This is a genomic window from Rickettsia endosymbiont of Orchestes rusci (assembly GCF_964030945.1).
Lineage (GTDB): Bacteria > Pseudomonadota > Alphaproteobacteria > Rickettsiales > Rickettsiaceae > Rickettsia.
Genome location: NZ_CAXIQG010000004.1, coordinates 1,174,924 through 1,193,978, shown reverse-complemented (window position 1 = coordinate 1,193,978; position 19,055 = coordinate 1,174,924). Strand labels below are relative to the sequence as shown.

Below are 19,055 nucleotides of genomic sequence, written 5' to 3'. Positions count from 1 at the left end.
ACTTGCAAGTCCAATACTTGCAAATATTTACTTACATTATGTCTTAGATCTATGGTTTGAGAAAGTCTTTAAGTCAAAAGCTAAAGGCTATGTTGAGTTAATAAGATACTGTGATGATTTTGTGGTGTGTAGTGAAAGTGCTAAAGATGCAGAAGAATTTTTAAACTTACTACAAGATAGGATAAAAGCTTTTGGATTAAGCATATCAGAAGAGAAAACAAGGAAGGTTAAGTTTGGTAGACGACCTTGGCAACTAGCAAGTAAAAGGAAAGAGAAAGTGGAGACATTTAACTTTCTTGGTTTTACTCACTATTTTGGAAAAAGTAGGCAAGGATACTTTGTAATGGGTCATAAGACAATGAAGAGTAGTTTTGCAAGAAAACTAAAAGAAACTCAAGAATGGTTAAAGTCAATAAGATCTCAAATAGCTTTGAAAGAATGGTGGCCAACACTAAAATCAAAACTAACAGGACATTATAATTATTATGGTATTAGCGGTAATTTTCAATCGATCTCTAAGTTTTACTATAGAACTGTACAAATGGTACATAAGTGGATAAACCGAAGAGGTAGTAGAAAAGTAAGCTATAAATGGTTTAATAACTATTTGCAGTGGAATCCGCTACCAATGCCAAAAATAAAGTTTTCTTTATATGGTACTACTTCAAAGCAGAATAGCTATATTGAAGAGCCGTGTGTGGGAAAACCACAAGCACGGTTGTGTGTCCAGAGAAACTGGTATGTTCAGTAGGAGATAGACCTACTAGATTAAAAGTTAGAGATCTATAGCTAGGATAGCAGCATGGTGAGAAATCAAGATGTTGGAACCTATCGACAAACTTATCTATAGGGTAAGAGCGAATTATCAGGCCGCAGCGAAAGCGAACACATAGATGGCTCCGAAAGTGTGAAGCCCCGAAGGCCGAGCTAGCGACCGTAGAGTGAAGGCAATATGTTCAACTGAAAGCTAACTGATACAGTTGAGCACTTCGGCGGAGTGGTAGTGGCAGCATGATAATAAGGACATATTAAGTGACTGGAGAAGTCCTCCTCATCCCAGGAAGAAATCTTCTGGAGCAAGGTAGATTCTATAACTAGAAACACTAGGAAATGAATTGAAGATGAGAGGATGGCGGATGGGTGTGTATTAGCAATGAAGCAGGGTAATGTCTGTGGAGCAAAGGCACCCTACTGATAACATTATTCCAACAACAAGGGAGGTAAAGACGAATGATAAAAACGTCTATAGAATTACAAGACCTGAGAAGGAAGATATATATCAAAGCTAAAGCTGAAAAGCAATGGCGATTTTGGGGATTATATGTTCATGTATGTAAGATAGAAACACTAAGAGAAGCCTACACGCTAGCTAAGCATAATAAGGGAGCACCTGGAATAGATGGTGTTACCTTTGAAATGATAGAGTTAGCTGGAGTTGAACAATTTCTGGAAAACATACAAACAGAATTACAATCCAGAACCTATTATCCTGACAGGAAAAGGGTAAAGGCAGTTCCTAAAGATAATGGAAATAAAATGAGGAAGTTATCCATACCAACTATCAAAGATAGGGTAGTGGAAGGAGTGCTAAAACTGATTTTAGAACCAATATTTGAAGCTGACTTCCAACCGGGATCATATGGATATCGCCCTAAACGGACTGCAGCTGCAGCTATCGAAATAGTTACAGTAGCAGCAATTAAGGAAAAGACAAGAGTAATAGATGTAGATTTACGCTCTTACTTTGACACGATTGCTCACGTCCAGCTATTTACAAAGATAGCAGAGCGTGTAAATGACAAAGATGTTATGAAACTACTAAAACTGATAGTTAAAGCTGGTGGAAAAAGAGGCATAGCTCAAGGCGGGCCACTATCACCTCTTTTAAGCAATATTTACCTAAATGAAGTAGATAAAATGCTAGAAAGAGCAAAGTGTGTGAGCAAACTAAAAGATGGCTATGACCACATAGAGTACGTTAGATGGGCTGACGATCTGATCATACTGATTGACGGCTATAGAAAATGGCAGTGGATAGAGAAAGCAATCAATATAAGGCTAAGACAAGAATTGTTAAAAATAAAGGTTGAACTAAACGAAGAGAAGACAAAGACAGTCGATCTAAAGAATGGTGAGACATTTAGCTTTTTGGGTTTTGATTTTAGACGAGTAAAAACTACGCAAGGTAAAATTGGAATCCAGAAGACGCCTAGAATGAGAGCGCGAACTGCCCTGCTAGAAAAACTAAAAGAGATATTCCGCAAGTTTATATCGCAACCAGTTGATAGAGTAACATACCTTATCAACCCGATATTGCGAGGCTGGATAAATTACTTTAGGATTGGTAACTCTAGCCGTTGTTTTGGATATGTACGAGACTGGGTAGAGAAGAAAGTAAGACGCCATTTAATGAAATCACGTGGATTGAAAGGCTTCGGCTGGGAAAGGTGGAGTAGGAGAGACTTGTATGAGAAGATGGGATTGTATAACGATTACCAAATTCGATATTACAGACCTTTGAAAGCAATAACAGCGGATAGGCCATAGGCAATGATAAGAAGTTATCAGGAAAGCGTAATACGGGAAATCTGTACGTTACGTTTGACGAGGCGGGTGATGGAAAACGGGGGTAATAAGACCTACCGCGCCATTGCTCGACCCTACCTGTGAGCACCTCTGGTCAATACAGGGGTGACTCGATCCATTATAAGTCGAGGATGGTATCATTTTTTGGCTGATACCTACCACATTTGCAAAAGGTTACTACACCCCAAAATAGCTTTGCAGCTATTCTAGTCATAATTTTAGCTAAATACATATACAAGTCAACTTGATTTTTAATAAAACCTATAATTAAATTATAAAATTACTTATTCTACTTTTAAATTGACGGTAAAAAATTATCGATGAAGCTCACTGCGTAGTAATTCTACTTTATCCAATTGCTCCCAAGTAAAATGCTCATCCTCTCGACCGAAATGTCCGTAAGCAGCTGTTTTTTGATAGCATGGAGTATGGAGTTTAAGATGTTTGATAATTTTACCGGGACGCATATCAAAATGCTTTGTTATTATTGCGGTAATTTGTTCGTTGTCTAATTTACCGGTACCGAAAGTTTCGACGTAAATCGAAACGGGTGCGGCAACGCCGATTGCATAGGATATTTGTATTTCGCAACGATCCGCAAGACCTGCGCCTACTATATTTTTAGCAATATAGCGTGCCATATAAGCCGCCGAGCGATCTATTTTAGTCGGGTCTTTGCCTGAAAAACAGCCGCCGCCGTGTCTTGCCGTTCCGCCGTAAGTATCTACTATAATTTTTCTGCCCGTTAAACCGCAATCCGCAACAGGTCCGCCGATCACAAACCTACCGGTCGGATTAATAAAATATTTAGTATCTTTATTAATCCAGTCACTCGGCAATTCAGGTTTGATAATTTCATCCATTACTGCTTCCTTAAGACTTGCGTACGGTATATTCTCACTATGCTGCGTTGATAAAACTACCGTATCAATTGCTATGGGTTTATTATTTTCATATCTTAACGTAACTTGCGATTTCGCATCAGGACCAAGCCACGGCAGAATACCTTGTTTTCGCAGCAAAGCTTGTTTTTTCATTAAGCGATGAGCGTAGTAAATAGGCGCCGGCATTAAAGAAGCCGTTTCATTGCAGGCATAGCCGAAAACCATACCTTGATCCCCTGCTCCTATTTCGTCTTCATTAATATTGTTAACACCCATCGCTATATCCGGTGATTGTGTGGAGATTGAAGATATTACAGCGCAAGAATCACCGGTAAAGCCGAGAGATAAATCATTATAGCCGATTTCCTTTACTTTATTGCGAACGATTTGAGGGATATCAACCCATGCGCTGGTAGTAATCTCACCGCCGACAAGTACCATGCCAGTTGTTACAAATGTTTCACAAGCTACTCGGCAAGCAGGGTCAAGTGCAATAATCTCATCTAGGATGGTATCGGAAATTTGATCGGCGATTTTATCGGGATGCCCCTCTGAAACCGATTCTGACGTGAATATTGTGTTTTTCATAAATTACTCCGTATTACTACTTAACTTGCAATAGATAAAGTACGTATCCTTTGAGACGTTACCTGCCAACCGTGATCATCTGCTAGCTCTAAATCATATTGATTTTGCATATTCATCCACCAGCGAGGATTTACATTAAAGTATTTTCCTAATCGCAAAGCCGTATCAGCCGTAATAGAGCGATGATGTTTAATTATATTATTTATCCTAGTAACAGGCACATCAATATCACGAGCTAATCGGCTTTGGCTAATGGCTAGAGGCTGCATAAATTCTTCTAAAAGAATCTGACCGGGCGATATAGGCGGCAATTTTTTTGTCATATAATACCTATATTAATTTAATGATAATCAACAATTTCAACATCGTGAGCATTCCCATTATACCAAGTAAAGCATATGCGCCATTGTATATTAATACGAATACTATGTTGATGTTTACGATTACCTTTTAGAGCTTCTAGACGGTTTGAAGGTGGAATACGTAAATCTTCCAAATTAACCGTAGTATGAAGCATAAAAAGTTTTTTACGTGCAATTTCCGCAAAGGCTTCAAAACGTTTTACTAGCTCTCTATTATGCAATTTTTCAGTATGTTTGCATTTAAAGCTTATTATCATTTTATAACATTATCAGTTTAACTTCAAGCGTTATAACATTTACATTAAATTCTATATCTCTTCAAGAAAATTATAGTAAATTTTATGAACTTAAAGTAATAGTATTATTAACATAGCTTTTTTGCGGTATATCAAAAAAGTTTTGATATAATAACATTTTATAGATTATTTCTTTTTTTATTAGCTATTGTTTGTTGCCAGTCGGGATATTTAGTATATTTTTCTATCCAGCCGTCTTCGGTATATAATTCTCCGCATAAACCATCGCTAATTTCTATTAAAGAGTGAGGTGTACCTGTATCATCTTGCATTGTTAATTGCATTTCATCTTGATATTCTTCCAACATAAAAAGAGTATAGTGAATAGAGGACCCTAAAATCTCCATTACTAATTCTTTTATGATATGAATTTGTTCATCATTAAAATTTTGTAAATTCCTCATCAGAGGTAATAGTGCAGGAGCACGAGCTTTTTGCTCTATTAGACTTTTAAATGTATGTAATGCTGAGTCATATACAAAGTTAATATATATTTCTCCAAATCTTTCTAGTAACTCTTGCTTTTTCATAGGTATTTTTAAAAATTAAATATGGTTTTGTGTTATGTCCTTAAAAATAATTATACGAATTAGTATTATTGCATGATAGGAAGGAATAACAGCGAAAATTTGATTTGTGCAATACTCCGTAGGCATAATATCTTTTATTTTAACACTGCTCTTTACGAAAGTTTTTAAGATTTTCTAAAGCTTTCTCACCTGAAATTAATTTGCCTTGTGCTGCTTGGTCTAAACCAATTTGAACTTCCTGATTAAGCCACATTTTATAATTTTCAAATTCAACATTTGAAGACTTATTTTCTGATTTAACCATTAAACGTAAGGCTGCTCTTATAACTTCGCTTGAAGAATGATATAAACCGCTTTCAACTTGTTTAGTTATATATTTTTCCAATTCCGGCGTTAAAGAAATATTCATATAGTGCCTATAAATTAGTAACAATAATTGATATTACCATAACAATATATGTTACTTCAATAAAATTTTATGAACTTAATGTATTTCCATCCAGCTATTACCGACGCGCGTTTCGGCGATAATCGGTACCTTGATATCAGTAGAATTCTCCATAATTTTCTTGATGATCGGTACAATAATTTCTACCTCATCAACCGGTGCTTCAAATAGCAATTCATCGTGAATTTGCAGTATTAACCTAGTTTTAAGTCCCAATTTTTCTATTTCACGGTCTAAATTAATCATGGCAATTTTTATTATATCGGCGTTGGTGCCTTGAATAGGGGCGTTAATGGCGGCTCTTTCCGCAAATTGCCGTAGCGACGCTTTTTTATCGTAAATTAACGGCACAAAACATTTCCTACCGAATAAATTAGTAACATAGCCTTGTTCTTTAGCCTCTGATTTTATAGACTCCATATAACTTTCGACGCCTTTATACTCGGCAAAATATTTCTTAATATAATCCGAAGCTTCTTTGGAGCTAACATTTAATTGCTTAGCCAGACCAAAGGCACTAATACCGTAAATAATACCGAAATTTATTGCTTTTGCTTTCCGCCGATGCTCATGGGTTAGCTCTTCTTTTTTCAGATTAAAAATTTGGCAAGCGGTTTGACTATGGATATCTTCACCGTTAATAAATGATTGTTTAAGCTCCGGCATATCTGCAATATGGCTTAATATCCTTAGCTCAATTTGTGAATAGTCGGCAGATATTAATTTGCAACCTTCTTCAGCAATAAAAGCCTCTCTAATTTTATTACCTTCTGTTGAACGGATCGGTACGTTTTGTAAATTAGGATCGTGAGAGCTAAGCCGTCCGGTGGTGGTAGAAGTTTGCAAAAAAGTTGTATGAACTCTGCGTGTTATAGGATTTATTTGTTTCGGTAAGCTATCGGTATAAGTATTTTTTAGCTTACTAAGCTGCCGCCATTTTAACAATAAATCGGCTATCTCGTAACCGTGTTCGCTAAGCTTCTCAAGAATTTCGGCACCCGTGGAGTAAGAAGCTGCTTTAGCGGAAGTTTTGCCGAAGGGTAATTGCATTTTATCAAATAATATTTCGCCTAGTTGCTTAGGTGAACCGATATTAAATTTAAGTCCGCTAAGAGTAAAAATTTCCTGCTCAAGCCTTATGATTTCCTCACCGAATTCTGCGGATAATTGGTTAAGATAAGCGGCATTTATTTTTATGCCGGCTTTTTCCATTTTATCTATTACGTAACATAGCGGTAAATCGATTTCCCTATACAACTTAAAAGCCTTATTATCTTTAAGCTCTCTAAGCCACTGTTCATAAAGAGCAGTAAAACCGGCAACTATTTTTGCCGATTCGGTAATTATATTTTCAATTTGGCTTTCTTTCTTAGCTTCTAGAAATAAATCTTTTTGAGGCATTCCCGCCGACCTTGCATAATGCATTAGCTCCAAATCCTCGATTGCCGAAATTTTATTTGTTTCTTGAATAAATATTTTAAGTAAGTGCTTTAAGCCGTAAGTAATTTTTCTGATAGATGTATCATATAGTAGTTTATGAATAGTCGGAAAAAACCAATTACTTTCAGTTTGTTTGGTTGTTGTTGCATGATTCCTCAAAACACCATCGATGTCATTCCCGCGTAGGCGGGAATCTAGAAAAATTAAGTCTGGATTCCCGTTTTCACGAGGATGACATCGAGCGTTTTGTTTATTACTATAAGAAAAAAGGTCTTCGGCTGAATTGGATGTTTTTAGAATATAGCTTTCATTTTTTAGCGATAAAGCTAAAGCTAGTATTTGTCCTTTATGTTCTATCGGATAAATAGCTATGACTCCTTCTTTTTCTGCTGCTTTTAAAACATTATCAAGTTCTTCAGTATTATTAATTTCTTTTATAGTAACTGCTTTGTTCTCTTCTATTATTTCTTTATGCTCGGTAAGTTTAATATCAAATAAATTTTCCGCTCTTTTATATAAAGATTTAAAACCGTATTCGTGTAGGAAGTTTGATAATTTATCGACATCGGGCGGCGACCATTCCAATGAAGTTAATTCAAAATCTAAATCAACGTTAAAATCAAGCCCGACTAATTGCCAAGAGATTAAAGCAAGCTCTTTGGAAGATTGTAAAATTTCCCTTTGCCTTGGGCTGGCTATTTGTTCAAGAGAATTTAAGATATTTTCTACCGAATCAAATTGCTCAATAAGCGCGCCGGCAGTTTTCGGTCCGATAGACGGCACGCCCGGAATGTTATCCGATCTATCGCCCATTAAAGCCATAACTTCACGGACTTTGTTCGGTTTCACGCCGAATTTTTTGATAACCTCGTCTTCCGTAATATATTTTGCTTTTATCGGATCATATATTTTTACGTGATCATTCATTAACTGCAACAAATCTTTATCGGAAGAAATAATAACGACATCTTCTTCTAATGCAGCTGCTTTTGCAGCAAAAGTAGCAATAATATCATCTGCCTCATAACCGTTTTTCTCTAAGATAGGGAAATTAAGATTACTTGCTGCGTGACGTACTAGCGGTAATTGAGTAATTAAATCTTCTGGAGGCGTCGGTCTATTTGCCTTATATTGATCGTAAATTTGATGACGAAAATTTTTACCGCCGGTATCAAAAACCACCGCCGCATGTTTCGGTTTAAAGTCATTTAAGACCTTAAGCAGCATTGAAGTAAAGCCGTAAAGAGCGCCGACAGGTTCACCGCTCGGCGAGGTTAACGGCTGCTGTACATGATAGGCACGAAAAACAAACCCGTAACCGTCTATTAATAGTAAAGTATTTTTTTTAGTCATTTTATTTAATTATTAAAGTGTACGGTAGCAAAAGAAATTAAATAGTCATTCCCGCGGGGCAATGGTCTTGTTGCATGGCTCGATAAAAGCAGCAGTATGTCATTCCCGCTTTCGCGGGAATCCAGAAAAATACTTTTAAGTCATCCTGAATTTATTTCATGATCTACTAAAAAAGATGCGCAAAACTTGTTCAGCATGACAAATAAAAGTCTAGATTCCCGCCTTCGGGCGTTGTTGCACGGCTCGAAAATTAATAAAAAACTCGTCATTGCGAAGCCACGAAGTGGCTGCGGCAATCCAGGCTATCCCGAATGTAATGAGGGATTTAATTAGAATACTAAACAAGTTTAGTATAAAAATATGTTTAACTGGATTGCCACGTCGGCATAAATGCCTCCTCGCAATGACGATTCTGGTAGCCATGCAACAACGCCCCGCCTTGAGCTAGGAATGACATCGAAAATTTGAGCCATGCAACAAAGCCAATGCCCCGCGGGAATGACATCAATTTACTATATAATATCATTATAACTTAATAAACTAAACATTATTTTCACTTAAATCTATTATTAGTATTACCGGTTTTTATTTGGCATTCTTTGCTATTACAAAATATAAGTATTACCGGTGTTTTGTCTAAAAAATCTTTGTTAACGGTAATTAGGTTGCCGACGCATTTAATATTGTAAGTAAGATTAATATATATTTCTGCTTCCCGGCACTTTTTACTTTTTATAAAATTCTCGTCGCCGATAATAATTTTCTGCCCATAATTAGTGATAAAAATATTATCTTTTAAAGGATATATAGTGCTATCTTTTTGCCCAAACCAGTTAGCCCAGTAGAGTCTGTTGAATGCCGGCATTTTCTCGGCATAAATTTCTAGCTCATTATCTTTATTTTTTAATCCTACGGCATTTGCGCCGGCATCAAATATTAAATCCGGCTTCGGCGAGTAGAGCATTAATATAAAAGATACGCCCATAATCCCCAATCCCCAAAGACGCCAATTTGTTTTCCATATGCAAATCCAGAAAAAGCCGAATAAAAAGAGTAGAATACTTAAATTTGTTATATAACCGAAATACCATACCGCCCCCGGTAAATTATTAAAATACTCTGCCGAGTTAATAATTATGCTAATGAAAAACCCCATTATTTTTAAAACAAAGCCGTCTATATTTAGCCACATTAAAGGTAATGACAACAGTGCTAAAGGCATTAGGAAAAACGACATTATCGGTACGACGATAAGGTTATTGGGGATTGAGTAGGTCGAGAATATAAAAAACTGATTTATTACCACCGGTGCCGTTATAATGCTGGCTAAAAAACTAGAATAAATATTTGATGCCGTATAAAATTTTATTGAGGCAAAAATTCCTTTATTATTACCGAGTAACCATTGATTTTTTAAATAAAACTCATAGCCTGCTACTAACGAAAGTACGGCAATAAAAGACAGCTGAAAACTAGGATGGAATATATATTCAGGGTTCAAAGATAATATTATAAAAGCTGCAACGGCAAGAGAACGTAGAGGAAAACAAGAACGTTCTATAATGATGGCGTAGATAAAAATCGCTGCCATAATAAAGGCTCTGGTTGCGGCAATCTGCATGCCGCTTAGCCCTAAATAACCGAAACTCCCGATCAGCGAACAGCTAGCGGCAATTAATTTTACATTAAAATTATAAGCAAGATAATTAGAGAGATTTAATAAAAATCTTGTCGATATAAATAAAATCATCGCCACTAGCGATAAATGTAGACCCGAAACGCAAAGCACATGGGAAATACCGCTTTGCCTCATATTTTGCATTAATTGCCGGTTGATACCTTTCGTTTCACCGAGCAATATCGCGGCAGCAAAATTACCTTTAATGCTCCCTAATTTTTTCACTAAATTTTGATAAATATTAAATCTAATTTTATAGATAACCCTGTTAATATATTTTTCTTGGTGTAATAAAATTTTTGGCGGAGACATTGCATAGCCGTTTGCGCCTATTTCGGATAAATAGGCATAAAATCCAAAATCATACCCACCGGGTAGAATGCTATTTTGCGGCTTATAGAGCTTAGCCAGCAAGCTAATCTTATCACTGACGGTAGTTTCTTTAAGGTATTTTTTCGGTAGGCTTAGCCTGATTTTTTTAATATTTTTATTGATCTTCTTAATTTTTATATCGTTTAATACTATTTGTGAGCCGTGAATAGTCGGCTTAATGGTTTCTATTGTGCCGATCACTTCCGAGATTATCGGCTTACCGATAGTGCGGCTTCGTAAATTTAAAATCCTATATTTACTAATTAGCAAAGCAAAGGCAAAGGCGATAACTAATCCACAGATAAATTGCCAAAATATGCCATATTTTTTAGTAAAAAGTAATAGTAAAGAAAAGAAAAAAATAGCTAGAATTGCTAAAAACGGTGGCTCAAAATTTAGCGAAAAATAAACGATAATACCGCAAATAAAACTAACAAAATACCATAAGCTAAGATTATTATATTCTTCCTCAAGAATATCTCTTAAATATTTTATCACTTTTACAACTTTAGGTTAAAGTCGGCATTATATGCGGTTAAGGGCTAAGTGCAATGGATTTATTAGGGTATTGTGGGCATTTGTGAATAATTAAAACATCTTCTATGCCCATTCCCGCGAAAACGGGGTGTTGTTGCATGGCTACCAGAATCGTCATGGCGAGGCGCTGTAAGCGTTGTTGCATGGCTCTAAAAAAGTGTCGTATGTCATTCCCGCGAAGGCGGGAATCCAGGCTTTTCTTTGTCATGCTGAACTTGTTTCAGCATCTCTTTAACATATCCTGAAATAAATTCAGGATGACTATAATTTTTCTAGATTCCCGCTTTCGCGGGAATGACATCGAAAATTCGAGCCATGCAACAACGGCTGAAAACGGGAATCCAGGCTTTTCTGTCATGCTGAACTTGTTTCAGCATCTATAATATTTGATCCTGAAATAAATTCAGGATGACTATAAGTATTTTTTCTAGATTCCCGCCTTTAGCTAGAATGACATACTGCTGCTTTATCGAGCCATGCAACAAAGCTAATGCTACACGGGAATGACAATTATATTTCTTAAACTGACTATAATTATATACCTAAAGCTTGGCGATAAAGCTCAAGCATCGCATCTTGCTCGGCTAATTTATCTCTATCAAGTTTTTTTAATTTTAAGATAGCTTTCATTGCTTTAGCATCAAATCCATGAGAAGAAGCATCTTGAAAAATAGATTTTACTTCTTCGGATAATTCTGCTTTTTCTTGTTCTAATCTCTCTATTTTATTTATATATTGTTCTAATTGTTCTTTTACTATTACTTCCGACATAAAAATTATTTAACCATTTAAAATTTACTATATAGTAGGCTCTGTGAACAAAATTTAAATTAATCTATTTTAGTTCTTTTTAACTGCAAATTATAAGATTTTTTTGAAATAGGAATAGCTATTACTGCAAAAATCTTATTAATTTTCGTGTAAAAATACCTTAAAATATAAATAATTTAAATTTTGTTCACAGAGCCTAGACAAAATTGAAAAATTATTTTTCTTGTTAATTTTATAGATAATTTTAATAAAAATACTAGAAGAATCTTGAAAAGGTTTATCTTTGATTAAAGCGCTTATAATTATTGAAAATACAAAGTTTTTGTATATCTTTTAATTTAGGTTGTTTATAAAAAATTAATTTAATTAAAACTATAATAATGCAATTATATCCTTTAAGACTGTTACCGGATAAAATCAATTTTGATTTTATGAATTTTAAAAAAATAAGTTATACGTTATCTATTATATTATCGTTAATCAGCATATTATGGGTAGGTATCTATAAATTTAATTTCGGCATTGATTTTGCCGGCGGTATTGTTATCGAGGTAAGGCTTGATCAAGCACCCGACTTACCGAAAATGCGTGAAGTGCTAGGAAATCTAGGAATCGGTGAGGTGGTACTGCAGAATTTCGGCAGTGAGCGCGACTTATCTATTAGGTTCGGTAGTAGTAGCGAAGATAATTTAAGGAAAAATATTGAACTCATTAAATCGACTTTACAAAATAATTTTCCTTATAAATTTGAATATCGTAAAGTAGATTTTGTCGGACCTCAAGTCGGGCGGCAATTAATTAACGCAGGCATTTTGGCGATGTTATTTTCCTTCGCGGCGATTATGGTTTATATTTGGATAAGATTTGAATGGTATTTCGGTCTTGGAATATTAGTGGCTTTAGTGCATGACGTTATTTTAAGCCTTGGCTTTATGAGTATGACAGGCTTAGATTTTAATTTAAGTACCATCGCGGCAATTCTGACTATAATAGGTTACTCGGTTAACGATTCTGTGGTAATATATGATAGAATCAGAGAAAATTTACGTAAATCTCATAAAAAAGTTATTACCCAAATTATCAATGTTAGTATTAACGAAACATTATCAAGAACTATCTTAACGGTCGTTACTACGTTACTTGCCAATTTGGCACTAGTAATTTTCGGCGGTGAAGCGATTCGTAGCTTTAGCGTATTAGTATTTTTCGGTATCATAGCGGGGACTTATTCGTCAATTTTTATTTCTGCTCCGATACTCACGTTATTTGCTACTAAGAAAATAGCTAAATGACGATTTTTGCTAAACATTTTCGATATCGTTTCTAGCTGCGGCAGGCTTTGTTGCGTGACTCGAATTTTCGATGTCATTCCCGTGAAAACGGGGCGTTGTTGCATGGCTACCGGAATCGTCATTGCGAGGAGGCACGAAGTGCCGACGCGGCAATCAAGTATAAACATATTTTTATACTAAACTTGTTTAGTATTCTAATTAAATCATGTAATTCGGGATAGCCTGGATTGCCGCAACCACTTCGTGGCTTCGCAATGACGATGTTTTTTATTAATTTTTGATCCACGCGGGCATTGCCACGCGGGAATGACATTGGAAGGGTGGAATGATGTCGGAGATGGATACAACATTAAGTTAAATGAGATCAATCTTTATTAAGAGCAATATATGCTAAAAGCAGAAGATAGAATTTTTACTAACCTGCAAGGGGCAGAAAGCCATGATATAAAAGCTAGTAAAAAGCGCGGAGATTGGGCTGATACCAAAGCTTTAATGAGCAAAGGGCGGGAATGGATAATTGAAGAAGTAAAAAAATCGGGTTTACGCGGTCGTGGCGGTGCCGGCTTTTCTACCGGTACGAAATGGTCGTTTATGCCGAAGGAATCGCTTAAACCTTCTTATTTAGTAGTCAATGCCGATGAATCCGAGCCTGGAACTTGCAAAGATCGTGATATTTTAAGATTTGAGCCGCATAAATTAATAGAAGGGTGCTTGCTAGCAAGCTTTGCGATATGTGCGCATATATGTTATATCTATATTAGGGGAGAGTTTTATAATGAAGCTTCTAATATCCAACGAGCTTTAGATGAAGCGTATAATGAGGGATTAATCGGTAAAAATGCTTGCGGCTCCGGTTTTGATTGCGATATTTATTTACATAGAGGAGCAGGTGCATATATTTGCGGTGAGGAAACAGCGTTACTTGAAAGTTTAGAGGGTAAAAAAGGCATGCCGAGGTTAAAACCGCCTTTTCCTGCAGGCTACGGCTTGTATGGTTGCCCGACCACTATTAATAATGTTGAATCTATAGCTGTAGTGCCGACTATTTTAAGACGTGGAGCCGGGTGGTTTAGCAGTATCGGCAAACCGAATAATACCGGCACTAAAATTTTCTGCATTTCAGGACATGTCAATAAGCCTTGTAATATTGAAGAAAAAATGGGCGTTCCTTTAAAGGAACTAATTGATAAATATGCCGGAGGGGTACGCGGTGGCTGGGATAACCTTAAAGCTATAATCCCTGGCGGCTCTTCCGTGCCGTTATTACCTAAATCTTTATGTGAAGTGGATATGGATTTTGATAGTTTAAAAGCTGCCGGATCGAGTCTTGGAACCGGCGGTATTATCGTCATGGATCAATCTACCGATATTATTTATGCCATTGCCAGATTAAGCAAATTTTATATGCATGAGTCGTGCGGTCAATGCACTCCTTGCAGAGAGGGGACAGGCTGGATGTGGAGGGTTATGATGCGTTTAGTGCAAGGACAGGCAAAAAAGCATGAGATCGATGAGTTGCTTGAGGTAACCAAAGAAGTCGAAGGGCATACTATTTGTGCTTTAGGTGACGCTGCCGCTTGGCCTATTCAAGGGTTAATACATCACTTTCGTGATGAGATTGAAGAGCGTATTAAAGGGTTTGATGTTGTATGATAGGTTAAGCATGTTCAATGTCATTCCCGTGAAAACGGGAATCCAGACTTTTCTTTGTCATGCTGAACTTGTTTCAACATCTTTTTGTAATAGATCCTGAAATAAATTCAGGATGACTATTATTTTTCTGGATTCCCGTTTTCACGGGAATGACATAAGGGGCAGCAAGAATGACATACTGCTGCTTTTATCGAACTATGCAAGAATCACGGTATGACAGAATAACTAACCATATTAATTATAAAATATATATGCAAACAAATATTGAATCGCAGAAAAAACAAATAAACTGGCAAGAATGGCGTTCTTTTTCTTTAGTTATATTGATCGCTTTAATGATTAGAATATTAGTCATGGAGCCTTTTACTGTTCCAACCGCTTCAATGAAAGCGACTATTTTAGAAAATGATTATATCTTTTCAACAAAATATAATTACGGTTACAGTAATTACTCCCTATCTTTCTTCGACTATTTTAATCTCTTTAAAGGAAGAATATTTGCACGCCAACCGCAAAGAGGAGATATAGTAGTTTTTCGTCCGCCTCATAATATGGATGTTAGATATATAAAGCGTTTAATAGGCTTGCCAGGGGATAAAGTACAATTAATTGATAACGTAATATATATTAACGATCAAAAAATAGAGCGCTCCGAAGCAGGAATTTTTATAAGTGAAGAAGGTCGAAAATATAGAAGATATAAAGAAATATTACCGAACGGCGTGTCTTATTTTTCTTATAAAGTTGCTCCGATTAACGGAACATTAATAGAAAATAAATACGGTAATACGGAAGTTTTTTATGTGCCGCAGGATAAATATTTTTTCCTAGGCGATAACAGAGACGAGTCAAATGATAGTAGGATAGATTTAGGTTATGTACCGTTTGAAAATTTCATTGCTAAAGCGCAGTTTATTTACTTTTCTACCGAACTAAAATTATGGGATAACGATATCGGTATTATAAAACAAATACTCCGAATCGGTCCTTGGTTTTCCTCTATTAGATTTAATAGGATATTTAAAAGCCTTTATAAAATGGACTCTGCATAATGGAAATACAGCTAAATTCAGAAAAGTTTAGACAAGATGAATTTAAAGACGAGACTGCGCTAGCCGTCAATAAAGTACGTGAGCACAGGCGAGTTCTGAAAAATTCGCTTGTATCAAATTTTCTGAATGACACTGTAATTGATCAAAAATTAGAAAAGCTATTAGGGTATAATTTTAAAGATAAAAATCTTTTAATCGAAGCATTAAGCCACCCTTCCTTAAAACAACATTCTTCAAATCAATATATGGATTATGAACGACTGGAATTTTTAGGGGATGCCATATTAAGTTTTCTAGTTACCGAAATTTTATTTACTAATTTTGCCGATTACGATGAAGGGAAATTAGCGAAAATTAGAGCTTATTTAGTTTGCAAGGAAACACTCTGCAAAGTTGCCGCTAACCTTAATTTAAGCAATTATATTATAATGACGCAAGGGGAGGAGCTTTCAGGCGGGCGTGATAATCCGAATAATATAGAAGATGCGACGGAAGCTTTAATTGCGGCTATTTACCTTGATAGTGATATTAGCGTCACGCGCGAAATCGTTCAAAATCTGTGGGCTGACTTTATTGTCGTTAAGGATTTAACTAATTACGACCCTAAAACCCCATTGCAGGAATGGGCGCAAAGCAAAGGATTTCATGTGCCGATATATAAGGTTATCAACAGGAAAGGCGCTTCTCACTCTACGACTTTTACAGTATCGGTAACAATAAAAGACCACACGCAAACCGGTACCGGTCATTCCATTAAAGAAGCTGAAAAAGATGCTGCACGAGAATTGTTGCGTACAATTGGATTGTTATAAAAATATAATAAATTGATAAGAAAATAATATGAAAAAATATTTCCAGACTTTATTTTTTGCTTTTTTATCACTAGGAGCTAAAAGCGATAAAACAATTTCTTATATAGATTACTATAATGAAGCTGTCGAATTACATAATTCCGGTCAATACGAGTTGGCTATTAAGTTGTATGATAAAGCTATTAAACTAAATCCTAAGGATCCAGATTTATATAGTAATAAGGGAGCCGCTTTAAATGATTTAAATAAATATCATTTAGCTATTAAAGCCTGTAATAAAGCTATTGAATTAAATCCCACACACATAAATGCCTATAATAATAAAGGCGTTGCTTTACAAAAATTGGAGCAATATGAGTTAGCTATTGATATTTATAATAAAGCTATCAAAATAGATTCTAATGATCCGACTTTATATAATAATAAAGGTACGGTATTGGTTAAATTAAGCAAATATGAATTAGCCATTGAAGCCTTTGACAAAGCTATCGAATTAAATCCTAATAATTCAAATTTGTATAATGATAAAGGTGCGGTATTGGCTAAATTAAGCAAATATGACTTAGCCATTGAAGCCTTTGACAAAGCTATTGAGTTAAATCCCAACAATTCGGTTTTGTATACTAATAAAGATTTAGTATTAGGTATGTTAAGTAAATATAATTTAGCTCTTAAGTCATGTAATAAAACTGCTGGGACAAGTCCTGATAACCTAGACCCAACATCTCCCTTATCTAAACTTGATGAACATGATTTTTATAATTTTAGCGTAGAAGCTTGTAGCAAAGCCATTGAATCAAACCCTAGTGATTTCAAGTCATATTATGTAAAGGGAATAGCTTTATATAATTTAGGTAGATATGAATTAGCTATTGAAGCATATGATAAAGCTATTAAATTAAATCCTAATAATTCAGATTTTTATTATGAAAAAGGTGTAGTTCTGTCTAAACTAGACAAGTACGACCTAGCAATTGAATCCTTTAACAAAGCTATTGAATTAAATTCGGATAATTGGAATTCACACTATGATAAAGGGGTAGCTTTATATAATTTAGGCAAATATGAATTAGCTATTAAGTCATTCGATAAAGTTATCGAATTAAATCCTGGTGTTTGGAATTCACACCACGACAAAGGGGTAGCTTTATATAATTTAGGTAAATATGAATTAGCTTTAGAATCTATTAACAAAGCACTTGAGTTAGACCCTACAAATTCTGACGCTCAGCAAGCTAAACAATTTTTAATGAAAGAACTAGAAAATTAAGGCACATATATGTCGATTTTGTGACAAAGCAAGCTCAAAAAACTATATCTGTCTGTATAATCGGTAGACCGAATAGCGGCAAGTCGACTTTATTGAATAAACTTATCGGGCAGAAAATTTCCATAGTTACTCCGAAAGTTCAAACTACCCGCTCTATCATTACCGGCATAGTTACCATTAAAGATACGCAAATAATTTTGTATGACACGCCGGGTATATTTGAGCCGAAAAGCCGTCTAGAAAAAGCTATGGTTCGGTGCGCTTGGTCAAGTTTACATAGCGCCGATATCGTGATGTTAATTATCGATAGCTTAAAGCCTTTGGATAAAATTACTCTTGAGATATTAAAAAAACTCTCATCTCTTAAAATAACACCGGTATTTTTACTAAATAAAATAGATGTTAAATCTCAATATATTGACGATATTAATGCTAACTTAACTGCTGATCACCCTGAAAGTTTGGTTTTCCCTATCTCTGCTTTAGTTGGCAAAAATATTGATGAGTTGCTTGGGCATATTACTGCGCAAGCAAAATTCTCTCCGTGGCTTTACGAAGAGGACGACATGACCGATTTGCCGATGCGCTTTATAGCGGCAGAAATCACGAGGGAACAGTTATTTTTAAACCTGCATCAAGAATTGCCTTATAAGCTAACCGTTCAAACCGAAAGCTGGGAGGAACGGAGCGACAAGTCGGTAAAAATTCATCAAGTCATAGTCGTAACAAGAGAAAGCTATAAAACTATAATACTCGGAAAGAACGGCAGTAACATAAAAGAAATCGGCACACAAGCACGGCAAGAAATGGAGCAATTTTTTAATTGCAAAGTCCATCTTTTTTTATTTGTAAAAGTTCGCGAATTGTGGGAAGATAATCCTGATTTTTATCGTCATATGAAATTATAGAAAAATTTATAATGGGAATAATATGAAAAAATACTATCAATAATTTTTACTAAAAAAATAGCTGTTTCATAATATGAATTTACGGTAACCTCACCTACCTTAAGCTGTTCCCCATACTTCGCATCTTTTAGGTGTTGTTGCATGGCTCAATATTTTTGATGTCATTCCCACACCCCATTATGTCATTCTAGCTAAAAGCGGGAATCTAGAAAAAACATTTTTA

Annotated in this window: 23 protein-coding genes and 1 pseudogene; 10 read left to right on the top strand and 14 right to left on the bottom strand. The window is 35.5% G+C overall.

Translation table 11 applies throughout. The features are described 5' to 3' along the window. Together AAHM91_RS10540 and ltrA are read left to right on the top strand one after the other, a co-directional pair. Positions 1 to 751 (top strand): reverse transcriptase domain-containing protein (locus AAHM91_RS10540; protein ID WP_342270722.1); only part of this gene is annotated, 751 nt, incomplete at its 5' end. A 479-nt stretch (positions 752 to 1,230) separates the two neighbouring features. Next, the gene (ltrA, locus tag AAHM91_RS10535) at positions 1,231 to 2,547 is read left to right on the top strand and encodes a group II intron reverse transcriptase/maturase (RefSeq protein WP_342269646.1); all 1,317 of its coding nucleotides are present in this window, start codon (positions 1,231 to 1,233) and stop codon (positions 2,545 to 2,547) included. 353 nt (positions 2,548 to 2,900) lie between these two features. Here ltrA and metK read toward each other — a convergent pair whose 3' ends face one another. From metK to polA, 6 genes are all read right to left on the bottom strand, one after another. After that, complete coding sequence (metK, locus tag AAHM91_RS10530) at positions 2,901 to 4,058, bottom strand: methionine adenosyltransferase (RefSeq protein ID WP_342270721.1); 1,158 nt, start codon at positions 4,056 to 4,058, stop codon at positions 2,901 to 2,903. 20 nt (positions 4,059 to 4,078) lie between these two features. Continuing rightward, entirely contained in the window at positions 4,079 to 4,381 is a 303-nt protein-coding gene (locus AAHM91_RS10525; protein ID WP_341793416.1) for a HigA family addiction module antitoxin, read from the bottom strand. 17 nt (positions 4,382 to 4,398) lie between these two features. Further along, entirely contained in the window at positions 4,399 to 4,677 is a 279-nt protein-coding gene (locus AAHM91_RS10520; protein WP_341793417.1) for a type II toxin-antitoxin system RelE/ParE family toxin, read from the bottom strand. 158 nt (positions 4,678 to 4,835) lie between these two features. Next, positions 4,836 to 5,246: a hypothetical protein gene (locus AAHM91_RS10515; RefSeq protein ID WP_342270720.1), complete on the bottom strand. Its 411-nt coding sequence runs from the start codon at positions 5,244 to 5,246 to the stop codon at positions 4,836 to 4,838. Positions 5,247 to 5,385: 139 nt separating this feature from the next. After that, positions 5,386 to 5,655 (bottom strand): type II toxin-antitoxin system ParD family antitoxin, encoded by a 270-nt coding sequence (locus tag AAHM91_RS10510; protein ID WP_342270719.1) that lies wholly within the window; start codon positions 5,653 to 5,655, stop codon positions 5,386 to 5,388. Between the two features lie 75 nt (positions 5,656 to 5,730). Further along, a complete protein-coding gene (gene polA / locus AAHM91_RS10505; protein ID WP_342270718.1) occupies positions 5,731 to 8,487 on the bottom strand; it encodes a DNA polymerase I in 2,757 nt (918 codons plus the stop codon). 195 nt (positions 8,488 to 8,682) lie between these two features. On the opposite strand from polA, the gene AAHM91_RS10500 reads away from it, so the two are divergent. Beyond that, complete coding sequence (locus AAHM91_RS10500; RefSeq protein ID WP_341793421.1) at positions 8,683 to 8,820, top strand: hypothetical protein; 138 nt, start codon at positions 8,683 to 8,685, stop codon at positions 8,818 to 8,820. Between the two features lie 31 nt (positions 8,821 to 8,851). Here AAHM91_RS10500 and AAHM91_RS10495 read toward each other — a convergent pair whose 3' ends face one another. The 4 genes and pseudogenes from AAHM91_RS10495 to AAHM91_RS10480 form a co-directional block, all read right to left on the bottom strand. Then, the gene (locus AAHM91_RS10495; RefSeq protein ID WP_342270717.1) at positions 8,852 to 8,992 is read right to left on the bottom strand and encodes a hypothetical protein; all 141 of its coding nucleotides are present in this window, start codon (positions 8,990 to 8,992) and stop codon (positions 8,852 to 8,854) included. Between the two features lie 48 nt (positions 8,993 to 9,040). Then, a complete protein-coding gene (locus AAHM91_RS10490; RefSeq protein ID WP_342270778.1) occupies positions 9,041 to 10,300 on the bottom strand; it encodes a ComEC/Rec2 family competence protein in 1,260 nt (419 codons plus the stop codon). A 225-nt stretch (positions 10,301 to 10,525) separates the two neighbouring features. Next, positions 10,526 to 11,035 (bottom strand): annotated as a pseudogene (locus tag AAHM91_RS10485) (DUF4131 domain-containing protein); the annotation flags it as partial. A gap of 37 nt (positions 11,036 to 11,072) precedes the next feature. Then, positions 11,073 to 11,219: a hypothetical protein gene (locus tag AAHM91_RS10480; protein WP_342270716.1), complete on the bottom strand. Its 147-nt coding sequence runs from the start codon at positions 11,217 to 11,219 to the stop codon at positions 11,073 to 11,075. Between the two features lie 112 nt (positions 11,220 to 11,331). On the opposite strand from AAHM91_RS10480, the gene AAHM91_RS10475 reads away from it, so the two are divergent. Next, complete coding sequence (locus tag AAHM91_RS10475; RefSeq protein WP_341793424.1) at positions 11,332 to 11,457, top strand: hypothetical protein; 126 nt, start codon at positions 11,332 to 11,334, stop codon at positions 11,455 to 11,457. Between the two features lie 151 nt (positions 11,458 to 11,608). Here AAHM91_RS10475 and AAHM91_RS10470 read toward each other — a convergent pair whose 3' ends face one another. Further along, positions 11,609 to 11,845 carry a DUF2312 domain-containing protein gene (locus AAHM91_RS10470; RefSeq protein ID WP_253308228.1) on the bottom strand — a complete coding sequence of 79 codons (237 nt, stop codon included), beginning with the start codon at positions 11,843 to 11,845 and terminating at the stop codon, positions 11,609 to 11,611. A gap of 380 nt (positions 11,846 to 12,225) precedes the next feature. Here AAHM91_RS10470 and secF point away from each other — a divergent pair, with 380 nt between their 5' ends. Continuing rightward, positions 12,226 to 13,137: a protein translocase subunit SecF gene (gene secF / locus AAHM91_RS10465; RefSeq protein WP_253308227.1), complete on the top strand. Its 912-nt coding sequence runs from the start codon at positions 12,226 to 12,228 to the stop codon at positions 13,135 to 13,137. 9 nt (positions 13,138 to 13,146) lie between these two features. Here the strand turns inward: secF and AAHM91_RS10460 are convergent, their stop codons facing one another. Together AAHM91_RS10460 and AAHM91_RS10455 are read right to left on the bottom strand one after the other, a co-directional pair. Continuing rightward, positions 13,147 to 13,272, bottom strand: a complete 126-nt coding sequence (locus AAHM91_RS10460) for a hypothetical protein (protein WP_342270715.1) — start codon at positions 13,270 to 13,272, stop codon at positions 13,147 to 13,149. Further along, complete coding sequence (locus AAHM91_RS10455; protein ID WP_342270714.1) at positions 13,256 to 13,450, bottom strand: hypothetical protein; 195 nt, start codon at positions 13,448 to 13,450, stop codon at positions 13,256 to 13,258. Before AAHM91_RS10455 ends, AAHM91_RS10460 begins: the two co-directional genes overlap by 17 nt. Before the next feature lie 74 nt (positions 13,451 to 13,524). On the opposite strand from AAHM91_RS10455, the gene nuoF reads away from it, so the two are divergent. From nuoF to era, 5 genes are all read left to right on the top strand, one after another. After that, entirely contained in the window at positions 13,525 to 14,790 is a 1,266-nt protein-coding gene (nuoF, locus tag AAHM91_RS10450; protein WP_342270713.1) for an NADH-quinone oxidoreductase subunit NuoF, read from the top strand. A 251-nt stretch (positions 14,791 to 15,041) separates the two neighbouring features. Next, on the top strand, positions 15,042 to 15,842 hold the full coding sequence (lepB, locus tag AAHM91_RS10445; RefSeq protein WP_253308225.1) for a signal peptidase I: 801 nt from the start codon (positions 15,042 to 15,044) through the stop codon (positions 15,840 to 15,842). Further along, the gene (gene rnc, locus AAHM91_RS10440) at positions 15,842 to 16,654 is read left to right on the top strand and encodes a ribonuclease III (protein WP_253308224.1); all 813 of its coding nucleotides are present in this window, start codon (positions 15,842 to 15,844) and stop codon (positions 16,652 to 16,654) included. The genes lepB and rnc overlap by 1 nt, the downstream gene beginning before the upstream one ends. 28 nt (positions 16,655 to 16,682) lie before the next feature. Next, positions 16,683 to 17,924, top strand: coding sequence for a tetratricopeptide repeat protein (locus tag AAHM91_RS10435; protein WP_342270712.1), 1,242 nt, complete (start codon positions 16,683 to 16,685; stop codon positions 17,922 to 17,924). Positions 17,925 to 17,944: 20 nt separating this feature from the next. Then, entirely contained in the window at positions 17,945 to 18,832 is an 888-nt protein-coding gene (gene era, locus AAHM91_RS10430) for a GTPase Era (protein ID WP_341793429.1), read from the top strand. Here era and AAHM91_RS10425 read toward each other — a convergent pair. After that, positions 18,817 to 18,975 (bottom strand): hypothetical protein, encoded by a 159-nt coding sequence (locus AAHM91_RS10425; protein WP_342270711.1) that lies wholly within the window; start codon positions 18,973 to 18,975, stop codon positions 18,817 to 18,819. The genes era and AAHM91_RS10425 overlap by 16 nt on opposite strands. Positions 18,976 to 19,055 lie beyond the last annotated feature (80 nt).